This is a genomic window from Ferrovibrio sp. GW821-FHT12F09 (assembly GCF_058806775.1).
This window is the reverse complement of sequence record NZ_JBXAPZ010000003.1, coordinates 294,221-319,426: the sequence shown is the minus strand read 5'-3', so window position 1 is coordinate 319,426 and position 25,206 is coordinate 294,221. Positions and strand designations below refer to the sequence as shown.

Annotated in this window: 25 protein-coding genes and 1 pseudogene; 18 read left to right on the top strand and 8 right to left on the bottom strand. The window is 65.3% G+C overall.

Going from position 1 to position 25,206, the window contains the following annotated elements:
* Nucleotides 1–16 precede the first annotated feature (16 nt).
* Nucleotides 17–400 carry an iron-sulfur cluster insertion protein ErpA gene (gene erpA / locus AC1ROB_RS21850; protein WP_492972955.1) on the bottom strand — a complete coding sequence of 128 codons (384 nt, stop codon included), beginning with the start codon at nucleotides 398–400 and terminating at the stop codon, nucleotides 17–19.
* Nucleotides 401–585: 185 nt separating this feature from the next.
* Between erpA and argS the strand changes: the two genes are divergently transcribed.
* From argS to AC1ROB_RS21775, 15 genes and pseudogenes are all read left to right on the top strand, one after another.
* On the top strand, nucleotides 586–2,325 hold the full coding sequence (gene argS, locus AC1ROB_RS21845) for an arginine--tRNA ligase (protein ID WP_492972957.1): 1,740 nt from the start codon (nucleotides 586–588) through the stop codon (nucleotides 2,323–2,325).
* Nucleotides 2,326–2,328: 3 nt separating this feature from the next.
* Nucleotides 2,329–3,195 (top strand): SPOR domain-containing protein, encoded by an 867-nt coding sequence (locus AC1ROB_RS21840; protein WP_492972958.1) that lies wholly within the window; start codon nucleotides 2,329–2,331, stop codon nucleotides 3,193–3,195.
* On the top strand, nucleotides 3,182–4,240 hold the full coding sequence (gene nagZ / locus AC1ROB_RS21835) for a beta-N-acetylhexosaminidase (RefSeq protein WP_492972959.1): 1,059 nt from the start codon (nucleotides 3,182–3,184) through the stop codon (nucleotides 4,238–4,240). Before AC1ROB_RS21840 ends, nagZ begins: the two co-directional genes overlap by 14 nt.
* Complete coding sequence (locus AC1ROB_RS21830) at nucleotides 4,237–4,932, top strand: site-2 protease family protein (protein ID WP_492972960.1); 696 nt, start codon at nucleotides 4,237–4,239, stop codon at nucleotides 4,930–4,932. Before nagZ ends, AC1ROB_RS21830 begins: the two co-directional genes overlap by 4 nt.
* Nucleotides 4,933–4,977: 45 nt before the next feature.
* Complete coding sequence (locus AC1ROB_RS21825) at nucleotides 4,978–5,853, top strand: segregation and condensation protein A (protein ID WP_492972961.1); 876 nt, start codon at nucleotides 4,978–4,980, stop codon at nucleotides 5,851–5,853.
* A 6-nt stretch (nucleotides 5,854–5,859) separates the two neighbouring features.
* Nucleotides 5,860–6,936 carry an SMC-Scp complex subunit ScpB gene (gene scpB / locus AC1ROB_RS21820; protein ID WP_492972962.1) on the top strand — a complete coding sequence of 359 codons (1,077 nt, stop codon included), beginning with the start codon at nucleotides 5,860–5,862 and terminating at the stop codon, nucleotides 6,934–6,936.
* The gene (locus tag AC1ROB_RS21815; RefSeq protein WP_492972963.1) at nucleotides 6,929–7,996 is read left to right on the top strand and encodes an ABC transporter ATP-binding protein; all 1,068 of its coding nucleotides are present in this window, start codon (nucleotides 6,929–6,931) and stop codon (nucleotides 7,994–7,996) included. Before scpB ends, AC1ROB_RS21815 begins: the two co-directional genes overlap by 8 nt.
* Nucleotides 7,997–8,126: 130 nt before the next feature.
* Nucleotides 8,127–8,390 (top strand): twin-arginine translocase TatA/TatE family subunit, encoded by a 264-nt coding sequence (locus AC1ROB_RS21810; protein WP_492972964.1) that lies wholly within the window; start codon nucleotides 8,127–8,129, stop codon nucleotides 8,388–8,390.
* A gap of 57 nt (nucleotides 8,391–8,447) precedes the next feature.
* Nucleotides 8,448–8,885 (top strand): Sec-independent protein translocase protein TatB, encoded by a 438-nt coding sequence (gene tatB / locus AC1ROB_RS21805; RefSeq protein ID WP_492972965.1) that lies wholly within the window; start codon nucleotides 8,448–8,450, stop codon nucleotides 8,883–8,885.
* Nucleotides 8,882–9,742 carry a twin-arginine translocase subunit TatC gene (gene tatC / locus AC1ROB_RS21800; RefSeq protein ID WP_492972966.1) on the top strand — a complete coding sequence of 287 codons (861 nt, stop codon included), beginning with the start codon at nucleotides 8,882–8,884 and terminating at the stop codon, nucleotides 9,740–9,742. Before tatB ends, tatC begins: the two co-directional genes overlap by 4 nt.
* Nucleotides 9,743–9,754: 12 nt before the next feature.
* Nucleotides 9,755–10,420 (top strand): annotated as a pseudogene (locus AC1ROB_RS21795) (serine--tRNA ligase); the annotation flags it as partial.
* Between the two features lie 9 nt (nucleotides 10,421–10,429).
* A complete protein-coding gene (gene serS / locus AC1ROB_RS21790; RefSeq protein ID WP_493031568.1) occupies nucleotides 10,430–11,161 on the top strand; it encodes a serine--tRNA ligase in 732 nt (243 codons plus the stop codon).
* Nucleotides 11,161–11,916, top strand: a complete 756-nt coding sequence (gene surE / locus AC1ROB_RS21785; RefSeq protein WP_492972967.1) for a 5'/3'-nucleotidase SurE — start codon at nucleotides 11,161–11,163, stop codon at nucleotides 11,914–11,916. Before serS ends, surE begins: the two co-directional genes overlap by 1 nt.
* Before the next feature lie 4 nt (nucleotides 11,917–11,920).
* Nucleotides 11,921–12,571: a protein-L-isoaspartate(D-aspartate) O-methyltransferase gene (locus AC1ROB_RS21780; protein WP_492972968.1), complete on the top strand. Its 651-nt coding sequence runs from the start codon at nucleotides 11,921–11,923 to the stop codon at nucleotides 12,569–12,571.
* A gap of 57 nt (nucleotides 12,572–12,628) precedes the next feature.
* A complete protein-coding gene (locus AC1ROB_RS21775) occupies nucleotides 12,629–13,819 on the top strand; it encodes a peptidoglycan DD-metalloendopeptidase family protein (RefSeq protein WP_492972969.1) in 1,191 nt (396 codons plus the stop codon).
* Nucleotides 13,820–13,822: 3 nt separating this feature from the next.
* Here AC1ROB_RS21775 and AC1ROB_RS21770 read toward each other — a convergent pair whose 3' ends face one another.
* Nucleotides 13,823–14,746: an ATP-binding protein gene (locus AC1ROB_RS21770; protein ID WP_492972970.1), complete on the bottom strand. Its 924-nt coding sequence runs from the start codon at nucleotides 14,744–14,746 to the stop codon at nucleotides 13,823–13,825.
* Between the two features lie 142 nt (nucleotides 14,747–14,888).
* Between AC1ROB_RS21770 and AC1ROB_RS21765 the strand changes: the two genes are divergently transcribed.
* Complete coding sequence (locus AC1ROB_RS21765; RefSeq protein ID WP_492972971.1) at nucleotides 14,889–16,322, top strand: NAD-dependent succinate-semialdehyde dehydrogenase; 1,434 nt, start codon at nucleotides 14,889–14,891, stop codon at nucleotides 16,320–16,322.
* A 47-nt stretch (nucleotides 16,323–16,369) separates the two neighbouring features.
* Here AC1ROB_RS21765 and chrA read toward each other — a convergent pair whose 3' ends face one another.
* From chrA to AC1ROB_RS21735, 6 genes are all read right to left on the bottom strand, one after another.
* Nucleotides 16,370–17,719 carry a chromate efflux transporter gene (gene chrA, locus AC1ROB_RS21760; protein ID WP_492972972.1) on the bottom strand — a complete coding sequence of 450 codons (1,350 nt, stop codon included), beginning with the start codon at nucleotides 17,717–17,719 and terminating at the stop codon, nucleotides 16,370–16,372.
* A gap of 16 nt (nucleotides 17,720–17,735) precedes the next feature.
* Complete coding sequence (locus AC1ROB_RS21755; protein ID WP_492972973.1) at nucleotides 17,736–18,539, bottom strand: chromate resistance protein ChrB domain-containing protein; 804 nt, start codon at nucleotides 18,537–18,539, stop codon at nucleotides 17,736–17,738.
* A 141-nt stretch (nucleotides 18,540–18,680) separates the two neighbouring features.
* Nucleotides 18,681–19,790 (bottom strand): DNA-processing protein DprA, encoded by a 1,110-nt coding sequence (gene dprA, locus AC1ROB_RS21750; protein ID WP_492972974.1) that lies wholly within the window; start codon nucleotides 19,788–19,790, stop codon nucleotides 18,681–18,683.
* Nucleotides 19,765–20,403: a glycerol-3-phosphate 1-O-acyltransferase PlsY gene (gene plsY, locus AC1ROB_RS21745; RefSeq protein ID WP_492972975.1), complete on the bottom strand. Its 639-nt coding sequence runs from the start codon at nucleotides 20,401–20,403 to the stop codon at nucleotides 19,765–19,767. The genes dprA and plsY overlap by 26 nt, the downstream gene beginning before the upstream one ends.
* Before the next feature lie 5 nt (nucleotides 20,404–20,408).
* Entirely contained in the window at nucleotides 20,409–21,713 is a 1,305-nt protein-coding gene (gene pyrC, locus AC1ROB_RS21740) for a dihydroorotase (protein ID WP_492972976.1), read from the bottom strand.
* Between the two features lie 9 nt (nucleotides 21,714–21,722).
* Entirely contained in the window at nucleotides 21,723–22,742 is a 1,020-nt protein-coding gene (locus tag AC1ROB_RS21735) for an aspartate carbamoyltransferase catalytic subunit (protein ID WP_492973283.1), read from the bottom strand.
* A gap of 83 nt (nucleotides 22,743–22,825) precedes the next feature.
* Between AC1ROB_RS21735 and AC1ROB_RS21730 the strand changes: the two genes are divergently transcribed.
* Both AC1ROB_RS21730 and AC1ROB_RS21725 read left to right on the top strand, forming a co-directional pair.
* On the top strand, nucleotides 22,826–23,371 hold the full coding sequence (locus tag AC1ROB_RS21730; RefSeq protein ID WP_492972977.1) for a hypothetical protein: 546 nt from the start codon (nucleotides 22,826–22,828) through the stop codon (nucleotides 23,369–23,371).
* A gap of 20 nt (nucleotides 23,372–23,391) precedes the next feature.
* Nucleotides 23,392–25,170 carry a tetratricopeptide repeat protein gene (locus AC1ROB_RS21725; protein ID WP_492972978.1) on the top strand — a complete coding sequence of 593 codons (1,779 nt, stop codon included), beginning with the start codon at nucleotides 23,392–23,394 and terminating at the stop codon, nucleotides 25,168–25,170.
* The last annotated feature ends 36 nt before the right edge of the window (nucleotides 25,171–25,206 follow it).

Sequence of the window (25,206 nt, the reverse complement as noted above, 5' to 3'; positions counted from 1 at the left end):
GGCCAGCCCCGGCCGGTCAGATCGAGAAGGAGTTACCGCAGCCGCAGCTGCTGGCGGCCAGCGGATTTCGGATCTGGAAGCCGGCGCCGGACAGGTCCTCGACGAAATCGACCTCCGAGCCCTTGATGTAATCCAGCGACACGGTGTCGATCAGCAGGCGGGCGCCGTCGCGGGCGATCACCACGTCATCGGCGGTCGGCGTCTCATCCAGCGTGAAGCTGTACTGGAAACCCGAGCAGCCGCCGCCCGAGACGCTGATGCGCAGGCCGAGCGCCGGGTTGCCCTCGGCTTCGGCCACCTTGAGGATGCGGCGGGCGGCCGATGCGGACAGGCTCACGCCCTCCGGGCTGAGGATAGCCGGGGCGGCGGAAGAAGCGGTCTGGGTTGCGATCTCGGTCATGGTCTCTGGGGGATATTTACGCTTGGTTTACCAATAATTCGCCACATTGTCCCAGTAATTTAGGGGCTTAAGCGCGGAAGTCAATTTCGGCTCCGATTCGCCCGGTCGTGCGTACATTGCGACGCGGCAATCATATGGTTAGTTTCCGCCACGATTCATATGTTTTTGAGAAAAGCCTTGCCGAAATGAATGTTTTTGCCGAATTCCGCCGCGCGGTGATCCAGGCCGTCGAAGGTCTGAACCTGCCGGGTGATCTGCCGCTGAAGGCGGTCGCCGTCGAGCCGCCGCGCGATCCGGCCCATGGCGACCTCGCCACCAACGTAGCCATGGTGATCGCCAAGCCGGCCGGGATGGCGCCGCGTGCGCTCGCCGAAAAGCTGAAGCCGCTGCTGGAAGCCATCGACACCGTCGAGGCGGTCGAGATCGCCGGCCCGGGCTTCATCAACCTGCGGCTCAAGCCGGCCGCCTGGCAGGCGCAGATCGGCACCATCCTCAAGCTGGGTCTCGATTACGGCGACTCCAAGCTGGGCGCCGAGACCAAGGTGAATGTCGAATACGTGTCGGCCAACCCGACCGGGCCCATGCATGTGGGCCATTGCCGCGGCGCGGTGTTCGGCGATGCGCTGGCTGCGCTGCTCGACAAGGCCGGCTATGACGTCACCCGCGAATATTACATCAACGACGCCGGCGCTCAGGTGGATGTGCTGGCGCGCTCGACCCATCTGCGCTACCGCGAGGCGCTGGGCGAAAGCATCACCATCCCGGACGGCCTGTATCCCGGCGACTACCTGAAGCCGCTGGGCGAGGCGCTGGCCAGCAAATACGGCGACACCTTCCAGAAGGCCGACGAAGCCGACTGGCTGTCGCTGTTCCGCAAGGAAGCCACCGACGCGATGATGATCATGGTGCGCGAGGATCTCGCCGCGCTGAACATCCATCACGCCGTTTTCACATCGGAGAAGGCGCTGCATGAGAGCGGCGCGGTGCAGACGGCGTTTGATCGCCTGCACCAGCGCGACCTGATCTATACCGGCGTGCTGGAACCGCCCAAGGGCAAACTGCCCGACGATTACGAAGCGCGGCCGCAGGCGCTGTTCAAGGCCTCTGAATTCGGCGATGACACGGATCGTCCGCTAAAGAAGTCCGATGGCAGCTGGACCTATTTCGGCGCCGATATCGCCTATCACGACGACAAGTATCGCCGCGGCTTCAGCCAGATGATCGATGTCTGGGGTGCCGATCATGGCGGCTATGTCAAGCGCATGAAGGCGGCCGTCAAGGCGCTGTCGAACAACGAGGCCGAGCTGGACGTCAAGCTGGTGCAGATGGTCAACCTGCTGGACGACGGCCAGCCGGTGCGCATGTCCAAGCGGGCCGGCACCTTCGTCACCCTGCGCGACGTGGTCGATGAAGTGGGCAAGGATGTCGTGCGCTTCATCATGCTGACGCGCAAGAATGACGCGCAGCTGGATTTCGATTTCAAGAAGGTGACCGAGCAGTCGAAAGACAATCCGGTCTTCTATGTGCAGTATGCCCATGCGCGTATCTGCTCGGTGCTGCGCAACGCAAAAACCGAAGTGGCAGAGATCGACACGGCCGATGCCGCGCTCACGGCCGCCGATTTCACCCGCCTGTCGCATCCGGCCGAACTGGCGCTGATCAAGCTGCTGGCCGCCTGGCCGCGCCTGGTGGAGTCTGCAGCCGAAGCCCATGAGCCGCATCGCGTGGCGTTTTTCCTGCAAGAGGTTGCCGCCGGATTCCATGGCCTGTGGAATGTCGGCCGCGACGACACGTCTGTACGGTTCCTGTTGCCCGAGGATGTTGCGCTGACCCGCGCGCGGCTGGCGCTTCTGCGCGCCGTCGCCCTGGTGATCGCCTCGGGTCTGTCGGTGATGGGCGTGACGCCCGTCGAAGAGATGAGGTGAGACATGAGCGATTTCCGCGGTGAACGCAGCGCCCGCCCGGTGCCCGGCGAAGACATGCCGGCGCGCAACCCCAAGCGCCTGATCACGGCCGGTATTGCTCTGGGCGCAGTTGTCGCCTTCGGTATCGGCATCTGGTTCGCCTATGACCAGGGCGTGAAGCGCGGCGCCAGCGGTGCGCCGCCGCTGATCCGCGCCGATCAGGGGCCGACGAAAGTCGCGCCGGAAAATCCCGGCGGCCTGCAGGTGCCGAACCAGGACAAGCAGATTTACGAACGCCTGCCGGGCGGCAGCCAGACCGCGACCGGCAACCAGACCGAAAAGCTGCTGCCGCCGCCGGAACGTCCGGCTGCCGCGCCGACACAGCCCGGCAGCGCATCGCCGTCGGTGACCGTACCGACGCGGCCGGCGCCCAGTGCCGTGCCGGGCCAGGCTCCCTCTGCCACCACGCCGCCGAACCGTACCGATGCGCCGAGCCCGACGCCGGTGATCCCGCAGGCTACGCCTGGCCAGCCGCAGCCGGTGGCGCCGCGCACGGCTGCTGCGCCGGCAGCACCGGCTCCGGCCGCATCGACGCCAGCTGCGACACCGGCCGCCACGCCAACCGTCACGGCCACACCCGGTGGTTCGGCCCGCATCCAGTTGGCCTCGCTGAAGGACCAGCCGGCGGCGACCGCCACCTGGAATGCACTGCAGAAGAAATTCCCTGCCGAACTCGGCAGCCTGCAGCCGTCCTACGAGAAGGTGGAGATCGCCGACAAGGGCACCTTCATCCGCCTGCAGGCCGGCCCGCTGAAGGATCGCGCCGCTGCCACCGCCGCCTGCGCGGCGCTGTCGGCCAAGAACCAGGGCTGCATCGTTGTCGGACGCTAAGGATATCGAATGGCGCGCCTATGCCCCGGTGGTGGTCGGCTGCGCCGGCCAGCAGCTGACGGCGGAAGAGCGCGTGCTGTTCGGCGTGCGCAAGCCGCTGGGCCTGATCCTGTTTGCCCGCAACATCGACAACCCGGCGCAGGTGAAAGCGCTGATCAATGATTTCCGCGGCGTGGTCGGCAATGCCTTCGCGCCGGTGCTGATCGATCAGGAAGGCGGCCGCGTCGCACGCCTGAAGGCGCCGCACTGGCCGCTGTTCCCGCGCGGCAGCGTGTTTGGCCAGCTTTACGCCCGCGACAGCCAGGCGGCGGAAGAGGCGGCCTATCTGAACTATCGCTGGATCGGCAGTATCCTGGCCGAGCTGGGCATCGACGTTGACTGCGCGCCGGTCGCCGACCTGCCGATCGAAGGCGCCCATGACGTGATCGGCGATCGCGCCTATGGCCGCGAGGCCAAGACCGTGACAGCCATTGCCGAAGCCGTGATGCGCGGTCTGGCCGATGCCGGCGTGCTGCCGGTGATCAAGCATATTCCCGGCCATGGCCGCTCGCATACCGACAGCCATCTCGATCTGCCGATTGTCGATACCGAACGCACCATCCTTGAGATGAGCGATTTCCAGCCCTTCGTGGCGCTGAAGCACGCGCCCTGGGCGATGACCGCGCATATCGTCTACAGCGCGCTCGATCCCGACCGGCCGGCGACGCTTTCGGCCAAGGTGATCGCCGAGATCATCCGCGGTCAGATCGGCTTCGACGGCGTGCTGATCTCTGACGACCTCACGATGAAGGCGCTGAAGGGCACACCGGCGGAAACCGGCGTTGCCTCGCTGCAGGCCGGCTGCGACCTGGTGCTGCACTGCTCGGGGAATCTCGCCGAGATGCAGGCGCTGTTCACGGCGCTGCCGGCGATGACCGCGCAGGCGGCCGAGCGGGTGCGCAATGCCCGCCTGGCCCTGCCGGCGCCCAAGCCGTTCACGGCCGAGGAGCGGGCGCGCTACCACAGCCTGATGGAGCAGGCCGGTACGATGGAAGATCGGGTGTGAGCGAGAGTATCGCCGCGATCCTGTATACGGCGTCGGTCTGGATCCTGCCGGCGCTGCTGGCCATCACCCTGCACGAGGCGGCCCATGGCTTCGTCGCGTACCGGCTGGGCGACGATACGGCACAGAAGGCCGGGCGGCTGAGCCTGAACCCGCTGCGCCATGTCGACCCCATGGGCACCGTGGTGGTGCCGGCCATGCTGCTGCTGTTCAAGGCGCCGTTCCTGTTCGGCTGGGCCAAACCGGTGCCGGTCGACTTCTGGGCGCTGCCGTCGCCGCGCCGCGACATGGCGCTGGTGGCGATAGCCGGGCCGGGTGTGAACCTGATCCAGGCCTTTATCGCCATGCTGCTGTTCCATCTGGTGCCGGAGGGCGGCGGCGGCGTCAGCGAATGGGTTGCCAATAATCTCAATAATGCCATTCTTATCAATCTGATATTATGTGTATTTAACATGCTGCCTTTACCGCCGCTGGATGGCGGCCGGGTGGCGGTCGGTTTGCTGCCGCTGCCGCTGGCGCGTCCCTTGGCCCGGCTGGAGCGCTATGGCATGGTTCTGCTGCTGATTCTGGTGTTCGTCATACCCTTGGCGGCGCGGGAATTCGGCAGCAACTGGAACCCGTTATCTGAGCTGATCATGCCGATTGTGGTCAGCCTGGGGGACATCCTGCTTGCGTTGTCCGGGCACGGCGGCTAACACCGCGGCCCTGTTTGATTTTTCTGTCCCTGGGGATGCGTGACCGTGACCGAAGCCGCCGATACCCCCGCGCCCGTACAGGATGGTCCTGCCGGCGGGGAGACCTTCGATACCGGGCAGCGTGACGGCCTGGCCGAGGGCCTGCGGCTGGGGGAACAGCTGGTCCTCAGTCTCGACAGTTTCGAAGGTCCGCTGGACGTGCTGCTGGCGCTGGCCCGCGACCAGAAGGTGGACCTGCGCAAGATTTCCATCCTGGCGCTGGCCGAGCAGTATCTGAAATTCATCGCCGAGCTGCGCAAGGTGCGCATCGAGGTTGCCGCCGACTACCTGGTCATGGCGGCCTGGCTGGCCTACCTGAAATCCCGCCTGCTGCTGCCTGAGCCGGAGAAGGAAGGCGAGCCGTCCGGCGCCGACATGGCCGCCCGCCTGGCCTTCCAGTTGCAGAAGCTGGAAGCCATGCGCAAGGCGGTCGAGGACCTGACCAAGCGCGACCAGGTCGGCCTGGCCATGTTCCTGCGCGGCCAGCCCGAAGGCGTGCGCGTGATCCGCAAGTCGGTCTACAACGCCACGCTCTACGAGCTGCTCAAGGCCTATGCCGAGTTCCGCGCCTCCAAGGGTTCGAGCGAAGTGCTGACCATGAAGATGGCACGGCGCCGCATCGTCTCGGTGGAAGAGGCGCTGGCCCGCCTGCGCAGCATGCTGGGCCAGATCCCCGACTGGGCCACGCTGCAGAGCTTCCTGCCGGTCGATTCCGACGATCCGTTCACCGTGAAATCGGCACTGGCCTCCACCTTCAACGCCAGCCTCGAAATGGCCAAGCAGGGCCTGATCGAACTGAAGCAGGTGCAGACCTTCGGTCCCATCTACATCCGTCGCGGCCAGGGCAACATGCCGGCCGCGTCGGCCAATCCGGAAGAGTAAGACGTGATGTCCAATACCGAACTGCCGGCCAACGAGCGGCTGGATGACGAACCCGAACTGATGGCCGCCGAGGCCGCCGTGGATGCTGCCGTCGAGGACGACGAGGCGGCAGAACAGGCTGCGGCTGCGTCGAAGCCGGACGAAGACGACGAGGATGACGACTTCGACGATGACGACGACGACGACGATGATGATGACGACGATTCCGACGATGACGATGATGAGTCGGATGACGAAGACGACGATGATGACGAAGACGAGGAAGAGGGCAGCGACGCCGAAGCTGTCGTAGCACCGAAGCCGGCCCGCACGCGCAAGCCCAAGGCGGCGGCCGTCGAAGGCGAGGAGGGCGAGGACGAAGGCCCGGAGATGACGGACGAGGAGCGTGAAATCGCCTTCGCCACCGCCATTCGGATCGCCGAGGCCCTGCTGTTCGCCGCCGCCGAGCCGCTGGACGAAGCGACCCTGCGCAAGCGCCTGCCCAAGGGCACCCGTGTGCCTGCCGTTCTCGCGGCCCTGCAGGACGTCTACCGCCCGCGCGGCGTGGTGCTGAACAAGGTCGCCGGCCGCTGGTCCTTCATGACCGCGCCCGATCTGCAGCATATGCTGGAAGAGCATCGCCAGGTGCAGCGCAAGCTGTCGCGCGCCGCCATGGAGACTCTGGCGATCATCGCCTATCACCAGCCCTGCACCCGCGCCGAGATCGAAGACATTCGCGGCGTGTCCCTGAGCAAGGGCACACTGGACCTGCTGATGGAGATCGACTGGGTCAAGGTGCGCGGCCGCCGTCGCGTGCCGGGCCGGCCGGTCACCTATGGCATCACCGACGAGTTCCTGCTGCATTTTGGCCTGGAAAGCGCCGATGCGCTGCCGGGTATCGAAGAACTGCGCGCCTCCGGCCTGCTGGAAGCCCTGCCGGCCTCTGGCGGCATTCCGATGCCGGGCGAAAGCCTGGATGGCGATGCCGGCGAAGATCCGCTGGGCGAAGATGACGATGGCCGCGAATTCCTCGAGCCGCTGATCGACGAGGATGCCGACGCCAAGACAGCCAAGGACAAGGCGGGCGCATCCGACGATGCGTGACGCGCCGCAAGGTGCAGCATCGGCCGGCGGCCTCGATCTGATCGGGGTGAGCCACGATTACGGCGCCCGCCGCGCCGTCAGCGATATCAGTTTCCAGGTGGCGCCGGGCGAAATCCTCGGCCTGCTCGGCCCGTCGGGCTGCGGCAAGTCGACCACGCTGCGCCTTGCAGCGGGTCTGGAAGACCTGCAAAGCGGTGAAGTGCGCATCGGCGCGCGGCGCGTGGCCGGCGCCGGCGTCAGCATCCCGACCGAACAGCGCCATGTCGGCATGGTGTTCCAGGACCACGCGCTGTTTCCACACTTAAGCGTCGCGCAGAATATCGGCTTCGGCCTCGGTCATGTGGAGGCTGCCGAACGCGACAGCCGGATCAGGACCTGGGCCGGCCGGCTCGGCCTGACCCAGCATCTCGACAGCTATCCGCATCGCCTGTCCGGCGGCGAGCAGCAGCGCGTGGCGCTGGCCCGCGCCATGGCGCCGGAGCCCAGCGTGATGCTGCTGGACGAACCGTTTTCCAGCCTGGACAGTCGCCTGCGCGACCAGATTCGTGACGAAACCGTGTCGGTGCTGAAACAGGCCGGCACGGCGACCCTGCTGGTGACGCACGATCCCGAAGAAGCCATGCGTATGGGCGACCGCATCGCCATCATGCAGGACGGCCGCATCGAGCAGCTGGATACCCCGGCCCAGGTTTATGCGACGCCGGCGACGCCGTTTACCGCGCGATTCTTAAGCGAGACCAATGAAATTCCGGTGCGGGTTTCCGGCGCAGCGGTGGAGACGCCCTTCGGTCGGCTGCCGGCCTCCGCGCGCCTGGCCGATGGCAGCGCCGCCATGCTGATGTTCCGGCCCGAGGCGCTGCAGGAACGGACCGATGGCAGCGGGATTGCCTTCACGGTGGAACGCGCCACGGCGCTGGGCGCCTACCGCCGGCTGGAAATCGGCAACGGGACCGGATTGCGTCTGGCCGCCCGCCTGCCGGCTGGTCCGCTGCCCGGTACTGGCACGGTGCTGCATTTCGGCCTTAATCCGGATTTCTGCTTTGTTTTTCCTGCCGCTTAGGCGGTTGGCGCAGCACAAAGTTGGGGGGCGGAAGATTGCCTTGGCCGCGCCATCTCTGCCATAGTGCAGCGCTGCGGCGTCAGGCCTTCCGGCCGGTTCCGGCGGGTCCCGCGTTGAAGGAGATATGGGTATGGGTAGCTTCAGTTTCTGGCACTGGCTGATCGTCCTGCTGGTGATCCTGATCATCTTCGGCGCCGGCAAGCTGCCGAAGGTCGCCGGCGATCTGGCTTCGGGCATCAAGAATTTCCGCAAGGGGATGAAGGAAGAGGGCGCCCCCGACGAGGCCGCCGCCGGTCAGCCGCCGGTCATCAACCAGCAGACCACGCCGGGCGGCGCGACGCCGCCAAGTGGCGTTCCTGGCGGTACGCCGGCCGACAAGACCGCGCAGCATTAAGCAATGGCGACCGTCTCAAAGACGGGCGCAGCAACAGCACGGATGGCTTAGGCGGCGATGTTCGACATTGCCTGGTCGGAACTGGGTGTAATCGCGGTGGTGGCTCTGGTCGTCATCGGGCCCAAAGACCTGCCCAAAGTGCTGCGCACGGTGGGACAGTGGACCGCCAAGGCGCGGTCGATGGCGCGCGAGTTCCAGAGCGGCATCGACGACATGGTGCGCGAGTCCGAGCTGGATGAGCTTCGCAAGGCTGCCAAGTCGGTCACCGATTTCTCCATCGAGTCCGAGGTCAAGAAGACCTTCGATCCGGACGGTTCGCTGGAAAAGCAGTTCCAGGAGCATAACCAGGCGATCATCGATGCCACATCGGATCCCCTGAAAGCCGAGTCCGACACCGTCACCAAGATCGCCGATCCGGGCCCCGAGGCAAAACCGGTTGAGCCGGCGCCCGCGGCAGAGACGCCGGCCCCCGAGAAGACCGAGACCAAGGCGTGAGCGAGACCACCAAGCCGGAAGACGAGGTTGAGGCCTCCCGCATGCCGCTGCTCGATCACCTGATCGAGCTGCGCAACCGCCTGATGTGGGCGGTCGGCGCCATCTTCATCGCCTTTGCCGTCTGCTATTTCTTTGCGCCGCAGATCTATGCCCTGCTGATGCATCCGCTGATCGAGGCAGCCGGCACCGAAGGCCGGCGCATGATCTTCACGGCGCCGCAGGAAGCCTTCTTCACCTATATCCGGCTGTCCTTCTGGGCGGCGATGCTGGTCAGCTTCCCGGTGATCGCCGCACAGGTCTGGATTTTCGTGGCGCCCGGCCTCTACAAGAACGAACGAAACGCCTTCATGCCGTTTCTCGTCGCCACGCCGGTGCTGTTCGCCATCGGCGGCAGCTTCGTCTACTACTTCATCATGCCGGTGGCGCTGAAGTTCTTCATCGGCTTCGAAAGCCCCGGCGGCGACGGCAGCATCCCGATCCAGCTCGAAACCAAGGTCAGCGAATACCTGTCGCTGGTGATGACCCTGATCTTCGCGTTCGGTATCGCCTTCGAACTACCGGTGCTGCTCACTCTGCTGGGCAAGGTCGGCATCGCCACCTCTGCGGGACTGGCGGCCAAGCGGCGCTATGCCATCGTCGGCATGTTCGTCTTCTCGGCAATCGTGACGCCGCCGGATGTGATCAGCCAGGTCGGCCTCGCCGTGCCGCTGATCCTGCTCTACGAAATCTCGATCTGGATGGTGCGCTGGATCGAAAAGGACCGCGCCAAACGCGAGGCCGCCGAAAAGGCCGAAGCCGAGAAAGACGAAAAGGATGAGCCGGTCACGGATGACGGTATCCGCCCGCCGGCACCCTGAAGGTAACGCGTCATGCATGACATCAAACTGATCCGGGACAATCCGGAAGCTTTCGACCGCGCGATTGCCCGCCGTGGCGTGGCGCCGCAATCGGCCGCGCTGATCGAGCTGGACCGCAAACGCCGCGCGGCCCAGATGGAATTCGACGAGCTGCAGGGCAAGCGCAACACGCTGTCCAAGGAGATCGGCGCTGCCAAGGGCCGGAAGGATGAGGCCCGCGCGGCCGAACTGATGGCCGAGGTGGCGGCTCTGAAAGAGCGCCTGGGCCAGTTGGAAGCCGAGCAGAAGGCCCAGGAAGAAGCGCTGACCGATGCCCTGTCGCGGATTCCGAACCTGCCGGCCGATGACGTGCCGGAGGGTCAGGACGAGAAGGCCAATGTCGAGCAGCGCCGCACCGGCGCGCCGCGCAACTACAGCTTCAAGCCGAAAGAGCATTTCGACCTCGGCGAGGCGCTCGGCTATATGGACTTTGCCGCCGGCGTGAAGCTGGCCGGGGCGCGTTTTACCGTGCTGAAGTCGCAGCTGGCAAAGCTGGAGCGGGCCCTTGGCCAGTTCATGCTGGATCTGCACACCACCGAATTCGGCTATACCGAAATGCAGCCGCCGCTGATGGTCAATGACGCCTCGGCCTTTGGCACTGGCCAGCTGCCGAAGTTTGGAAATGATTTATTTGCCACCTTCAATGGAATGAATGTTTTCCATGCGGCATTTGAAGAGCATCGCAAGAAAACATTTAAATCTACTGCTGAAGCGAACGATGATTTTCGACAAAGCATGGATGCAGCACTTCATAATAATAAAGGCCGGCTTTGGCTCATCCCGACCGCGGAAGTGCCGCTGACCAATCTGGCGCGCGATCTGATTATCGACGAGAGCGAACTGCCCTGGCGCTTCACGGCACTGACCGCCTGTTTCCGCTCGGAAGCCGGGGCGGCCGGCCGCGACACCCGCGGCATGATCCGCCAGCACCAGTTCAACAAGGTGGAGCTGGTCAGCATCGTCACGCCGGAAAAATCCGTCGAAGAGCATGAGCGCATGACCGGCGCTGCCGAGACCGTGCTGAAAAAGCTGGAGCTGCCGTTCCGCACCATGCTGCTCTGCGCCGGCGATATGGGCGGCGGCGCGCGCAAGACCTACGACCTGGAAGTCTGGCTGCCGGGCCAGGACCAGTATCGCGAGATTTCCTCCTGCTCCAATTGCGGCGACTGGCAGGCGCGGCGCATGAATGCGCGCTGCCGTGCGCCGGGCGAGAAACAGACCCGCTTCGTCCATACGCTGAACGGCTCGGGCCTGGCGGTCGGCCGCACCATGATCGCGGTGATGGAGAACTACCAGAACGAGGACGGCAGCATCGCCGTGCCGGACGCGCTCAAGCCCTATATGGGCGGCCTGACCAAGATCGAAAAGGTTTCCCCGTAATGCGCATCCTGGTCTCCAATGACGACGGCATTCATGCGCCGGGCCTGAAAATCCTGGAGAAGGTGGCGAAGTCGCTGTCCAAAGATGTCTGGGTGGTCGCCCCGGAATACGAGCAGTCCGGCGCTTCGCATTCGCTGACGCTCACCCTGCCGCTGCGACTGCGCAAGATCAACGCGCGCAAATATGCGGTGCGCGGCACGCCGACCGACTGCGTCATGATGGCGATGCACGAACTGTTCAAGGACAAGAAGCCCGACCTGCTGCTGTCGGGCGTCAACCGCGGTGCCAACCTGGGCGAGGACGTCACCTATTCGGGCACGGTTGCCGTGGCCATGGAAGGTTCGCTGCTCGGGGTGCCGTCGATCGCGCTGAGCCAGTGTTTCCAGCATGGCCATCCGGTGAAATGGGCCACCGCCGAATATCACGCGCCGCGCGTCATCAAGAAGCTGCTGAAATCCGGCTGGCCCAAGGACACGCTGATCAACATCAACTTCCCCGATGTGGTGGCGGAATCGGTCACCGGCGTCGAAGTCGTGAAGCAGGGCAAGCGCGACCTGACCGACCTGCTGCTGGATGCCCGCGTCGATGCGCGCGGCGTGCCGTATTACTGGATCGGTTTCCGCCGCATGAAGAACAAGGCCAAGCGCCAGACCGATCTGGGCGCCACCGAAAATGGCGCGATCTCGGTCACGCCGCTGCAGCTCGACCTGACCCATACCGATAGTATGCGGGCGCTGAAAGCCGCGCTGAAGTAAACCGGTGGACACGCGCGTCATCCAGCTGTTGATGGAACTGCGCAAGCAGGGCATCAACGATACCCGTGTACTGGCCGCGCTGGAGCGGGTGCCGCGCGAGCTGTTTGTCGCCGAACAATTCCTCAAGCATGCCTATGACAATATCGCCCTGCCGATCACCCAGGGGCAGACGATCAGCCAGCCCTATGTGGTCGCCTATATGACCGAGGCGCTGCAGATCGGCGACCGCATGAAGGTGCTGGAAATCGGCACCGGCTCTGGCTACCAGACCGCGGTGCTGACCCGGCTGTGCCGGCGCGTCTATACCGTCGAACGTTACCGCTCGCTGCTGACCACGGCGGAAAAGCGCCTGGCCGATCTCAAGATCACCAATGTCACCACGAAGCTGGGCGATGGCAACAAGGGCTGGCCGGAGCAGGCGCCGTTCGACCGTATCCTGGTGACCGCAGCCGCCGACAGCCGTCCGGACGGGCTGATCGCCCAGCTTTCGCCACAGGGCGGCATCATGGTAGCGCCGGTGGCCGTGAACGCCACCGAACAGGACGTGATCCGCTACACCCGCGACGGCGATGCGGTGCGCGAGGAACGGCTGCTGCCGGTGCGGTTCGTGCCGCTGCTGCCGGGAATCGCCCGGGAAGCCGCTGCGCCGGTTTAAAACCGGCCATTTGCCTGAGATTGTGGCAGAACCGGAAGGGCCTTAGACTCACCGCCGATGATACGGATTCGCGCATTCTGTCTGATCGGACTGCTCGGCCTGCTGACCGCGTGCGGTGTGCAGCAGCCGGCGCCGGTCAGCTTCGGCCATCGCGGCGGCCCGCAGTCCGGTATGGTCAGCAGCGCCGCGCCCGGTGCACCCTCGACAGCCCAGACGCCATCCGGCAGCCGGCAAGGCGAGACGGTGGTCGTGCAGAACGGCGATACCGTCTACGGGTTGGCACGGCGGTATAACCGCCCGGTGCGCGCCATCATCGACGATAACGGCCTGCAGCCGCCTTATGGACTGACGCCGGGCCGGACGATCATCCTGCCGACCGGACAGTTCCATACGGTGCAGCGCGGCGAGACGCTGTACAGCATTTCGCGCAGCCATGGCGCCGATGTCTATGCCATGGCGCAGGCCAACGACCTGCAGCCGCCCTATACGATCAGCGTGGGCCAGAGCCTGCGGCTGCCATCGCAGACCGGCTATGCCGCGACCACGGCGGCCGCGCCCGCACCGGAAAGTCCGACCGCACCGCAGACACCGGCGCCACGCGGTTTCCAGGTCGAGGCCCTGCCGCCGCCTGGCGCAACATCGAATCTTCCGCCGGTACCGCAACAGCCGGCGAGCGAGCCGCAGGCGCCGGCACCTTTGCCGGAAGCCAATGTTCCCGCGCGCGGCACGGCCGTGCCGCCGGCCGAGACTGCACCGGCACAGGCACCAGTCCCGGCGCCGCAGGTGGCCGCCGCGCCGACACCGCCGCCGCTGACAGCTCCACCTGTGGCCGACCCACAACAGGATACCGTGCTGCCGCCGCGTGCCGGCCGCACCTTCTCATGGCCGGTGCGCGGTCGTGTGCTGGCCGGTTTCGGCCCGACGCCCGACGGGCTGCATAACGACGGCATCAACATCGCCGCGCGCGCCGGTGCGCCGGTGATCGCGGCCGAGAATGGCGTGGTGGTCTATGCCGGTTCGGAACTGAAGGGCTTCGGCAACCTGCTGCTGGTGCGTCATGCCGATGGCTGGATGACCGCTTATGCCCATCTCGACCGGGCGCTGGTCAAGAAGGGCCAGAAGGTGACCAAGGGCCAGGCCATCGGCACGGTCGGCAGCACCGGCGGCGTCGGCCAGCCGCAGCTGCATTTCGAAATCCGCCGCGGCACCCAGGCGGTCGATCCCGCCAAATTCCTGTCGGTCGCGTAAACCCTACTTCGGGGCTTTCAGCGGCTTGCCGAGACGGCCGGCGAGATCCTGGATGAACTGCCAGGCGACGCGGCCAGACCGCGCACCGCGCGTCATCGACCATTCCACCGCTTCGGCGCGCAGCTGCTTCTGGTCGATTTTCAGGCCATAGGCGGCGCAATAGCCGTCCAGCATGGCGAAGAAATCCTCCTGGCTGCAGGAATGGAAACCGAGCCAGAGGCCGAAGCGATCCGACAGCGACACTTTCTCTTCCACGGCTTCATGCGGATTGATCGCGGTCGACTTCTCGTTCTCCATCATGTCGCGCGGCAGCAGATGGCGGCGGTTCGAGGTCGCATAGAGGATCACGTTATCGGGCCGGCCCTCGATGCCGCCGTCCAGCACGGCTTTCAGCGACTTGTAATGCTGGTCTTCCGCATCGAAAGACAGATCGTCACAGAACAGCACAAAGCGGCGCTTTGACTCGCGCAGCAGGGTCAGCAGCGCGGGCAGGGATGGTATGTCCTCGCGGTGGATTTCCACCAGCGCCAGCGCATGCGCCTTTTCGGCATTGATCGCGCCATGCACGGCCTTGACCAGCGAGGACTTGCCCATGCCGCGCGCGCCCCAGAGCAGGGCGTTGTTGGCCGGCAGGCCCTTAGCGAAGCGCTGGGTGTTGTCGAGCAGGATGTCGCGCACGCGCTCCACGCCCTGCAGCAGACGGATCGGCACGGCGTTGATGCTGGGCACCGGCGCTAGCCAGCCGGGCGCGGGATCCGCATGCCAGACAAAGGCGTCGGCGGTCTTGTCATCGAAGACCGGGGCCTGCGGCGGCGCCAGTCGTTCCAGCGCCGCAGCGATACGCAGCAGGACGGTGGTTTCGCTGTGGTTATCGGCAGCCGGGACTTTGGCAGCCCTGGCGGGCGTTTTTGCGGGCTTCTTGGGCATGCTTGTACTTTGAAAAGACGAGTGATGAGGCGGCCATTCTGGGGATGCCGGAGCCGGGGCGCAACCGGTAGCGGGGCCGTTGTGTTTGCGCCATAATCCGGCCCCGAAATCGACCAAGCTCAGCTTATATTGTGGAGGTCATATGTATCCCGAAGTGCAGCTTTATATCGACGGCGCCTGGGGCAAGGGTGCGAGCGGCAAGAGCCAGCCGGTTCTGAACCCGGCCACCGGCGAAGAGATCGGCAAGGTCGCCCATGCCGACAAGGCCGACCTCGACCGCGCACTGGCCGCTGCCGACAAGGGCTTCAAGGCCTGGAAGAAGGTTTCGCCCTTCGACCGTTACAAGGTGCTGCGCAAGGCCGCCGACATCATCCGCAGTCGCTCCGACGAGATCGGCAAGATCATGTCGATGGAGCAGGGCAAGCCCTTCATCGAAGCCAAGGGCGAGACGATGCTCGCCGGCGACATCATGGACTGGTTCGCCGAGGAAGCCCGCCGCACCTATGGCCGCATCGTGCCGCCGCGCGCCGAGGGCGTGTACCAGCTGGTGATCAAGGAGCCGGTCGGTCCGGTCGCCGCCTTCACCCCGTGGAATTTCCCGATCAACCAGGCAGTGCGCAAATGCTCGGCTGCCTTGGCTGCCGGCTGCTCGATCATCCTGAAGGGCCCGGAAGAGACCCCGGCCGCCTGCGCCGCGCTGGTTCAGGCCTATGTCGATGCCGGCGTGCCGGCCGGCGCGATCCAGCTCGTCTACGGCGTGCCGTCGGAAATCTCGGAATACCTGATCCCGCATCCGGTGATCCGCAAGATCACCTTCACCGGCTCGACCCCGGTGGGCAAGCATCTCGCCATGCTGGCCGGTGCGCATATGAAGCGCATCACCATGGAGCTGGGCGGCCATGCGCCGGCCATCGTCTTTGAAGACGCCGATGTCGATACCGCCATCAAGGTGCTGTCGGCCAACAAGTTCCGCAATGCCGGCCAGGTCTGCGTGTCGCCGACCCGTTTCCTGGTGCATGAGAAGGTCTACGGCCAGTTCGTCGAGGGCTTCACGGCCTTTGCCAAGTCGCTGAAAGTGGGCGACGGCATGGACAAGGACACCCGCATGGGTCCGCTGGCCAATGACCGCCGCGTGCAGGCGATGGAGATGTTTGTCGCCGACGCCGTGTCGAAGGGCGCCAAGGTGGAAACCGGCGGCAAGCGCATCGGCAACAAGGGCAACTTCTTCGAGCCCACCGTGCTGACCAACATGAACAACGACATGCGCATCATGAACGAGGAGCCTTTCGGCCCGCTGGCGCCGATCGTGCCCTTCTCGAACTTCGATGCGGTGGTGGAAGAGGCCAACCGTCTGCCCTTCGGCCTGGCGGCCTATGCCTACACCAAGTCGGCCAAGACGGCGGCTGCCATCGGTGCGGCGTTCGAGTCCGGCATGGTGTCGATCAACCATCATGGCCTGGCCCTGCCGGAAGTGCCGTTCGGCGGCATCAAGGATTCGGGCTACGGTTCGGAAGGCGGCTCGGAAGCCATCGAGTCCTACCTGAACACCAAGTTCATCACGCAGGTCGGCCTCTAAGCCACTGCGCGAGACGAGACGGAAAAGGGGGCTTCGGCCCCCTTTTTTTAGAATGAAATAGAGAGCTGAACGGTAGAGCGAATGAAGTATATCGCTATACCGGCAATAGCGGCCCCACTAAGTAGCCAGCCTAACGCAAGATGAAAGCGGAAGACCGCGATCAGCGCTGCGGCTGAGAGTGCGGCCATCCAGGGATCGAGGCTGGCGAGCACCGGCAGATCCCAGGTTATACCAGACCAGGATACCGGCTGCATCTCGCGGAACAGTGTGTGCAGGCTGAACCAGACTGCGAGATTGAGGATCACGCCGACGACGGCCGCCGTGATCGCCGCCAGTGCATGGCTGAAGGCCTGCACATGGCGGATACGTTCCACATAGGGCGCGCAGAGGAATATCCATAGGAAGCAGGGCACGAAGGTGACCCAGGTGGCGAGCAGGCCGCCTGCCAGGCCGCCGAGCAGCGGATCGAGGCCGCCGAAGCGGAAGCCGGCGATATAGCCGACGAAGGTGAGTACCAGGATCAGCGGACCGGGCGTGGTCTCGGCCAGGCCGAGGCCATGCAGCATCTCGTCGGGACCGAGCCAGCCGAAACCTTCCACCGCCTGCTGGCCGACATAGGCGAGCACTGCGTAGGCGCCGCCGAAGGTGACCACCGCCATCTTGCTGAAGAACACACCGACCTGGCTGAAGACGTGATCGGGACCGAAGACGGCGAAGCTGTACAGCACCGGTACGGCCCAGAGCAGCGCGAAGAGGGCGAGGATGCCGATGTTGCGCTGCCAGCTCGGCGCCACGCTGGGCAGCACATCGTCATCATGCTTCATCTGCACGTCAATCCAGTCGGGTCGCGCCTGGCCGATGCGCCAGCCGACCAGGCCGGCGCCGAGCACGACCAGTGGGAAAGGAATCTGCAAGACGAACAGCCCGATGAAAGCGGCCGCACTGAGGCCGAGCAGGAAGCGCGTCTTGATCGCGCGTTTGGCAATGCGCTGCATCGCCTCAAACACGATGGCCAGCACGGCCGCCTGCAGGCCGAAGAACAAGCCGCTGATGACCGGCACCTCGCGCCACAGCACGTAGATGGTGCTCAAGGCGAGGATGACGGCAAGGCCGGGCAGGATGAACAGCAGGCCGGCGGCAAGGCCGCCCTTCCAGCGATGCAGCAGCCAGCCGATATAGGTGGCGGTCTGCTGCGCTTCGGGGCCAGGCAGCAGCATGCAGAAGTTCAGCGCATGCAGGAACTGCGGCTCGCTGACCCACTTTTTCTCGTCGACCACGATGCGATGCATCATGGCGATCTGCCCGGCCGGGCCGCCGAAGCTGAGCAGGCCGATCTTGGCCCAGGTTTTAAAGGCCTCGCCGAAAGATGGCCCGGTCTTTTGCGGAATCGTATCCATGGTTTTTTCTACCCGCTTACGCCGCCGGCGGCCAGCCGTGTTGTTCGCCTGCGGCGCTGGCGCACCAGGCATACAGGGCATCGTAGATCAGTATGCCGCGCTCCAGCATGGTGTCATCATCCTGCAACATGGCCGAGAGCCCGAGCGAGATGGCCAGCAGGCCAGGCGCCTGCGGCGCCAGTTCCGGATGACCGGTATCGGCCGCCCGCACGATGGTGGCCAGCCGCATCAGGGCCGGATCGCCGCCCAGGGCATGCTTCGCGATGAAGGTATCGAAGCTGCAAAGCTCGCCGTCATGGCTGTAGGTCGCACCGGGAATGTCATAGGGCGTGGCCTGCCACGCTTCGGCGCGGGCGAAGACCTGGTCGGCCGGCACATAGAGGAAGCGTGCATCAGCATCGATGAAGCGCCGTACCAGCCAAGGGCAGGCGATGCGGTCGATCTTCGGCCGTTCGCGGGTGATCCAGCGGCTGGCCTCCACCGGCGGCTTCGCCTGCAGCGGTCCACCGGCGGCACGCCAGCCCTCGATGCCATCGACCAGATAGCGGGCGCGATAGCCGCGCCGCTGCAGCTCGGTGCAGGCCTCCTGGCTGACCTCATGGCCATGCACGCAGGCCACGACAATCTCCTGATCGCGCGGCAGGGCCTGCGCCCAGAGGCCGATCTGTTCGGGCCGCCGCCGCCGCGCACCGCGGATCGTATCCGCCGCTTCGGCATAGCGTTCCTCGCGCCGCAGATCGATCAGATACGGGAAACGCCCGGCGGATTGCGCGCGCGCCAGGTCGACAACGGAGATGGAGGGAAAGGTGCTGGTATTCATCTTGCTACTCCTGCCACGCGCGGTTTTAGCGTGACGATCAGGAGCGGCGCTTGGATACCGGAGTATCTCAGTCGGGGAGACCGCATTGTCCCCGTAACCGGAGACCTACCGCCGGGCCGGCGGAAAGGCAAGCGGATTTTTTCAGGCCGACGAGACCTTGCCGCCGGGATGGCGCAGCAGGCTGCCGGCCAGTTCCTTTTCGGTCAGCACCATCTGCACGATGGCCGTGGCCAAGCCGCTGAGCCGGACCAGATCGTCGACCAGCACCGGCGAGGGCGAGAGCAAACGATCAAGTTCGGCATGGGCGCGGCCGAGATCGTCATCGCCAATCGGTGCGACGCGATCCGGCTTTGCTGCAACAGGCAGCGCGCTTTGCTGCGGCGCCAGCACGGCCAGGATGTCATCGATGCGCTCGACCAGGGTGGCGCCCTGGCGGATCAGGTCGTTGCTGCCATGGCAGCGCGGATCGAGCGGCGAGCCCGGCACCGCCATCACCTCGCGGCCCTGTTCGGCCGCCATGCGCGCGGTGATCAGCGAACCGGATTTCAGCGCCGCCTCGATCACCAGCACACCCAATGATGCCCCGCTGATCAGGCGGTTGCGACGCGGGAAATTCTGCGCCAGTGGCGGGGTGCCCGGCGGCATCTCGGCAAAGATCGCACCCTGGGCGGCGATCTGCTCATGCAGCGCGGCATTCTCGGGCGGAAACACCACGTCGATGCCGGTGCCGATAAAGGCTGCCGTACTGCCGCCGGCCGACAGCGCGCCGTCATGGGCGGCCCGGTCGATGCCGCGCGCGAGACCCGACAGAATGCAGAAGCCGTGGCGGCTGAGGTCGGCGGCGATGTCGCGGGTGAAGCGCTGGCCGATGGCCGAGGCGTTCCGTGCACCGACAATGGCGATGCCGGGCTGCTGCGTGATCAGCGGATCGCCTTTCACCGCCAGCAGCGGCGGCGCGTCCTCCAGCTGCATCAGGCCGACGGGATAGCCCGGCTCGCCCCAGGCCAGCAGGATGGCGCCGCAGGTTTTCAGCGCCTTCAGTTCCTGCGTGACGGTCTTTTCGTCGGCAAGGGTGATCTTGCGCCGCGCGCCGCCGCGCTGCGCCATCTCGGGCAGCTTCTCGATGGCTTTGGCGGCGCTGCCGTAATACCGGAGTATGTTGTGGAAGGTGATCGGTCCCAGATGCGCGCTGCGGATCAGCCGCAGCCAGTCGCGTTTCTCAGGCTCACTGAGGAGGCGACCCGCTGCCATCGGGCTTCTTCTTGCCGATCTTGGGTTCCTCGCCCTTGAGCAGGCGGGCGATATTCTGATGGTGGCGAATGAAGACGAGGAACGCCATGGCGAACCCCATGATGCCGGCTTCCGGGCTGACATAAATCCAGGCGACGACCGGCGTTGCGACAGCGGTGACCAGCGCCGACAGCGACGACAGCCTGGTGATCAGGGCAACAATCAGCCAGCACGCGCAGGCGAAGACACCGACCGGCCAGGCGACGCCGAGCATGACGCCAAGATAGGTGGCGACACCCTTGCCGCCATTGAAGCGCAGCCAGATCGGAAACAGATGACCGATGAAGGCGGCGAAGGCCGCCAGCAGCATGATGTCGGGGCCGTAATACGCGCCCAGCAGTGCAGCGACGGTGCCTTTTCCGCCATCAAGAATCAGCGTGGCGGCCGCCAGATCCTTGCGGCCGGTGCGCAGCACATTGGTGGCACCGATATTGCCCGAGCCGATGCTGCGGATATCGCCCAGCCCGCTCATCTTCGTCACCACCAGGCCGAAGGGGATCGAGCCGAGCATGTAGCCGAAGACGACGGCAGCAATGTAGTAGGGCAGATCGAAGGTCCAGAAGGCCGCATCCATGGCGATCAGCTTTCGCGCTTGCGCTGGAAGACCGTCTCGCCGGCAACCACCGTGCGCAGCGCATGGCCCTGAACGCGGCGGCCGTCATAGGCGGAATTCTTTGCCTTCGAGCGGAATTTCTTTTCATCGACGCGCCAGGGCGTATCGGGATCGAAGACCAGCAGGTCGGCCGGTGCGCCGGGCGCGAGACGACCGCTGTCCAGCTTGAGCAGCCTGGCCGGATTGCAGGTGAGGCAGGCCAGCAGCTTCAGCAGCGGCACCGAGCCATCGTGGTACAGGCCCAGCGTCAGCGCCAGCAGCGTCTCCAGCCCGATCATGCCGAATTCGGCCTGGGCAAATGGCAGGCGTTTGCTTTCCGGATCCTGCGGTGCATGCGCCGAGGAGATCACATCGATGGTGCCGTCCGCGATGGCCTCGACCACGGCCTTGCGGTCGCTTTCGACGCGTAGCGGCGGCTTCACCTTGGCGAAGGTGCGATAGTCGCCGACATCGAATTCGTTGAGCGAGAAGTTATGCGGAGCGGCGCCGGCAGTGATGCGCAGGCCGCGAGCCTTGGCGCGACGCACGGCATCCAGCGAGTCCTGCGTCGAGAGATGCGAGGCATGCAAGCGGCCGTTGGTCATTTCCAGCAGGCGGATGTCGCGTTCCAGCATGATGGTCTCGGCCATGGCCGGGATGCCGGACAGGCCGAGGCGGGCGGCGATCTCGCCCTCGTTCATCACGCCGCCCTTAGCCAGCGACGGATCTTCGCAATGCTGCATCAGCAGCAGATCGAAGACGGTGGCGTAGGACAGCGCCCGGCGCATCAGGCGCGGCGAGGCGATCGACTTCTCGCCATCGGTGAAGGCAACCGCGCCGGCCTGGGCCAGCAAGCCAAGTTCGGTCAGTTCCTCGCCCCGGGTGCCCTTGGTGATGGCGGCGGCCGGCAGGATCCGCACCACGGCGGTATCCGTGCCGCGGCGGGCGATGAATTCCACCAGCGCCACTTCGTCGATCACCGGATCGGTATTGGGCATCGCCACCATGGTGGTGACGCCGCCGGCGGCTGCGGCACGGGCGCCGGTGGCGATGGTTTCCTGATGCTCGGCGCCGGGTTCGCGCAGCCAGACATGCATGTCGATCAGGCCCGGTGAAAGGCAATGTCCTTGGCAGTCGATCTGCTCGGTATCGCCGGCGAAGTTGCCGCTGGCGAGCTTGGGGCCGAGATCGACGATGCGGTCGCCCTCGGTGAGCAATGCGCCTTTGACATCGAGACCCGAGGCCGGGTCGAGCAGGCGCGCGTTGGTGTAGAGTTTACGACGACGAGGCATGGGTTTTCTTTACGAGCCCGTTTTATCTGCAAGATCCGGCGGCGTGCTGTGACGCCAGTTCGGCAGATGCTGGGCCAGCAGCTCCAGGCAGGCCATGCGGACGGCGACGCCCATCTCGACCTGCTCGTGGATGACGCTGCGGTGAATGTCGTCGGCCACCTCGGTATCGATCTCGATGCCGCGATTCATCGGGCCGGGATGCATGATCAGGGCATCGGGCTTGGCGAAGGCCAGCTTCTCGTGGTCGAGGCCGTAAAAGTGGAAGTATTCCCGCGTGGACGGCACGAAGGAGCCGTGAAAGCGCTCCATCTGCAGACGCAGCATCATCACGATGTCGACGTCGGTCAGGCCCTTGCGCATGTCGTGGAAGACTTCGACGCCGAGCCGCTCGGCAAAGGCTGGTAGCAATGTGGGCGGGGCGATCAGGCGCACACGGGCGCCCATAGTATTCAGCAGGTGGATGTTCGAGCGCGCCACCCGGCTGTGCAGGATGTCGCCACAGATGGCGACAGACAGGCCTTCCAGCCGGCCCTTGCGGCGGCGGATGGTCAGCGCGTCGAGCAGGGCCTGGGTCGGATGTTCATGACTGCCGTCGCCGCCGTTGATGACGCTGCAGCCGACCTTCTGGGCCAGCAGGGCGACTGCGCCCGAATCCTGGTGCCGCACGACCAGCAGATCCGGGTGCATGGCATTCAGGGTGATCGCGGTGTCGATCAGGGTCTCGCCCTTTTTCACCGACGAGGTGGCGACCGACATGTTGATGACGTCGCCGCCGAGTCGCTTGCCCGCCAGTTCGAAGGAGGTGCGGGTGCGGGTGGAGTTTTCGAAGAACAGGTTAATGATGGTCCGGCCGCGCAGGCTGGACTGTTTCTTCTCCACCGCCCGGTTCAGATCGACATAGCGGTCGGACTGATCCAGCAGAATCTGGATATCCTGGGCAGAAAGCCCTTCAATTCCAAGGAGATGGCGATGGGGAAAAGAAACCGACGGCCGGAGGCCGGATTCGGCGGATTGGGTGGCGCGACTCATAGACATTAAAAACGCACTCTAGCGAAATCGGCGTTGCAGAGCAATCAAACCATTAACCAATTTATGCTCTGCTGGCGATCATTATGCAGGACTATCGGCAGAATCAGATCGACCTTGCAACCGTGGACTCTGCTGCCAGCCAGGCGGTGCGTCTGCTGCAGGTGCTGAATGGCCGTGCCAACGACGTGGCGGCCATCACCACCAATATGTTCGAAATGGCCACGATGCTGTCGTTCTCGGATTACGCCGACGGCTTCCGTCGCGTGCAGGAGTTCCTGTCCTTCTGCGATGTGATCGAGAGCAAGCTGGAGAATATGCCGCCGGCGACGCGCGAACCGATCGTCTATGAAGTGACCGCGGTGAAAGTGCGCGCCTTCCATGCCCTGCTGAAAGCCATGGGCGCCTATCTGATGCTGCTGGAGCGGCGCGAGATGCTCAACTTCTTTGCCCAGGCCGTATTCCTGATGCAGCAGGACGTGTTGGTCGAGTTCAGCCGCGATGGCCTGTCCGACGTGCCGCAGCAGCTGGTCCCGGATGCCATGCCCGAGCTTTGCCTGGAGGTCCAGGAGCGGCTGAAGCGCCTGCTGGAACGCTGCATCGACGTTCCAGACTTCCGCTTCGAGACATGACCGCCGGAGCAGCGGCCCCGATGGACGCAGCGCTTCTGCAGCAGCTGCAGGCCGGACTGGAAGCACATCGCCAGGGCGACCTGCCGAATGCCGAGCGGCATTATCGCGCCGTGCTGGCCTCTGCACCCGACGCGCTCGATGCCTATAACCTGCTGGGCCGCCTGCTGGTGCAGAGCGGGCGGGCGGGTGAAGCGCCGGTGCTGTTGCGCCATGCGCTCGACCGTGCCCCGAACCAGCTCGGACTCTGGCTGAGCTATACCGAGGCCCTGCTGGCCAGCGGCGACCTGGAGGCGGCCCGTCTGGCTGCCGAAACCGCACGACGGCTGGCGCCGAAGGACGACGACGCGCTGTTTGCCTGGTCGGAAGTGCATCGGCTGGGCGGTCTGTGGGATCTGGCGGCCGGCGGGTATCGCGAGCTGCTGACGCGCAAGCCCGGCCATGCCGGGGCCTGGCTCAATCTGGCCACCTGCCTGCAGGCGATGGGCGATCTGCCCGGCGCCCGCGATGCCGCCGAACGCGCCGTGGGTTTCGCGCCGCAGGCGCCGGAATGCCACAACAACCTGGGCAACCTGCTGGCGCTGGCGGGCGATCACGCCGGGGCATTGCCGCATTTCGACCGCGCCTTGCAGCTGCGCCCCGATTACCCGCCCGCCCTGATCAACAAGGGTGCGGCGCTGCGCGAGCTTGGCCAGACCGAAGCGGCACTGCCGCTGCTGGAGCGCGCCATCCGTCTCAGCCAGGGACATCCCGATGCCCTGGCCGGCTTCGCCCAGGCCAAGCATGCGATGGGCGAACTGGCCGATGCGCTGGCGGCCTATCGGGCCGCCCTGTCGCGCCGGCCCCACGATGCCGAGACCCAGTGGAACCATGCGCTCGCCGCACTGGCCGATGGCGATTTCACGGCTGGCTGGCCGGCCTATCGCTGGCGCTGGCGCAAGGCCGAACCGCCGCTGCCGCGCCGCAGCTGGCCCTGGCCGCAGTGGAATGAGGGCGATCCGTCTGGCAAACGTTTGCTGGTCTGGGGCGAGCAGGGGTTGGGCGACCGTTTGCTGTTCCTGCAATACCTGTCCGCGCTGCTCGATGCCGGCGCCATTGTCACGCTGGAAACCGATCCGCGCCTGATCCCGTTGCTGCAGCGACGCTTCCCGCAGATCGAGTTCATGCCGGAAGGCAAAACGGCTGATCCGGCGTTGCTCAAGCGTACCTTCGACGGGCATCTGTCGCTGGGCGATCTGGCACAGGGACCGCCGCCGGGCCTGCCGGTGCTGCAATCCGATGCAGCGCGCATGACCGGCTTCCGGCGGAAATATCAGAATGGCAGCACAGATCTCCTGATCGGCCTGTCCTGGCGCAGCGCCAATCCCGCACTCGGCACCGCCAAGTCCATTGCCATTGCCGATCTGGCACCGCTGGCGGCCTTGGCCGGCACGCGGTTCGTCTGCCTGCAATATGATGTCACCGCAGACGAACAGGCCGGCCTGCGCGCCCTGTTCGGCGATCGCTATATCCATGACGCCACAGTGGATGCCCGCAACGACCTTGCAGCCCTGACCGACCAGATCGCCGCGCTGGATGCCACACTGACGGTTTCCAATATCACGGCGCATCTGGCGGGCAGTTTGGGGCGCCCGGTGCAGGTGCTGGCGCCCGCCGGCAAGAGCCTGTTTTTCTACCTCATGGCCGGCACGGAGCGGACGCCCTGGTACCCGTCGATGCGGATTTCCCGCATGCAGCGGGGCCAGACGAGCGAAACCGCATTGCTGGATGCCGTCAGAGGGCTGGAATCGCTGGAAAAATAGCGCCTGCGGTGTTAGCAAAAGGCCCGCCGCTGGCAT

Coding starts and splice junctions, on each gene's coding strand:
- surE (WP_492972967.1), top strand. CDS start 11,161: ATGCGCATCCTGGTCTCCAATGACGACGGCATTCATGCGCCGGGCCTG.
- plsY (WP_492972975.1), bottom strand. CDS start 20,403: ATGGATGCGGCCTTCTGGACCTTCGATCTGCCCTACTACATTGCTGCC.
- AC1ROB_RS21755 (WP_492972973.1), bottom strand. CDS start 18,539: ATGAATACCAGCACCTTTCCCTCCATCTCCGTTGTCGACCTGGCGCGC.
- argS (WP_492972957.1), top strand. CDS start 586: ATGAATGTTTTTGCCGAATTCCGCCGCGCGGTGATCCAGGCCGTCGAA.
- chrA (WP_492972972.1), bottom strand. CDS start 17,719: ATGGATACGATTCCGCAAAAGACCGGGCCATCTTTCGGCGAGGCCTTT.
- AC1ROB_RS21725 (WP_492972978.1), top strand. CDS start 23,392: ATGGACGCAGCGCTTCTGCAGCAGCTGCAGGCCGGACTGGAAGCACAT.
- AC1ROB_RS21730 (WP_492972977.1), top strand. CDS start 22,826: ATGCAGGACTATCGGCAGAATCAGATCGACCTTGCAACCGTGGACTCT.
- erpA (WP_492972955.1), bottom strand. CDS start 400: ATGACCGAGATCGCAACCCAGACCGCTTCTTCCGCCGCCCCGGCTATC.
- AC1ROB_RS21840 (WP_492972958.1), top strand. CDS start 2,329: ATGAGCGATTTCCGCGGTGAACGCAGCGCCCGCCCGGTGCCCGGCGAA.
- AC1ROB_RS21810 (WP_492972964.1), top strand. CDS start 8,127: ATGGGTAGCTTCAGTTTCTGGCACTGGCTGATCGTCCTGCTGGTGATC.
- AC1ROB_RS21815 (WP_492972963.1), top strand. CDS start 6,929: ATGCGTGACGCGCCGCAAGGTGCAGCATCGGCCGGCGGCCTCGATCTG.
- AC1ROB_RS21775 (WP_492972969.1), top strand. CDS start 12,629: ATGATACGGATTCGCGCATTCTGTCTGATCGGACTGCTCGGCCTGCTG.
- tatB (WP_492972965.1), top strand. CDS start 8,448: ATGTTCGACATTGCCTGGTCGGAACTGGGTGTAATCGCGGTGGTGGCT.
- serS (WP_493031568.1), top strand. CDS start 10,430: ATGAATGTTTTCCATGCGGCATTTGAAGAGCATCGCAAGAAAACATTT.
- AC1ROB_RS21770 (WP_492972970.1), bottom strand. CDS start 14,746: ATGCCCAAGAAGCCCGCAAAAACGCCCGCCAGGGCTGCCAAAGTCCCG.
- pyrC (WP_492972976.1), bottom strand. CDS start 21,713: ATGCCTCGTCGTCGTAAACTCTACACCAACGCGCGCCTGCTCGACCCG.
- dprA (WP_492972974.1), bottom strand. CDS start 19,790: ATGGCAGCGGGTCGCCTCCTCAGTGAGCCTGAGAAACGCGACTGGCTG.
- scpB (WP_492972962.1), top strand. CDS start 5,860: ATGTCCAATACCGAACTGCCGGCCAACGAGCGGCTGGATGACGAACCC.
- AC1ROB_RS21735 (WP_492973283.1), bottom strand. CDS start 22,742: ATGAGTCGCGCCACCCAATCCGCCGAATCCGGCCTCCGGCCGTCGGTT.
- AC1ROB_RS21765 (WP_492972971.1), top strand. CDS start 14,889: ATGTATCCCGAAGTGCAGCTTTATATCGACGGCGCCTGGGGCAAGGGT.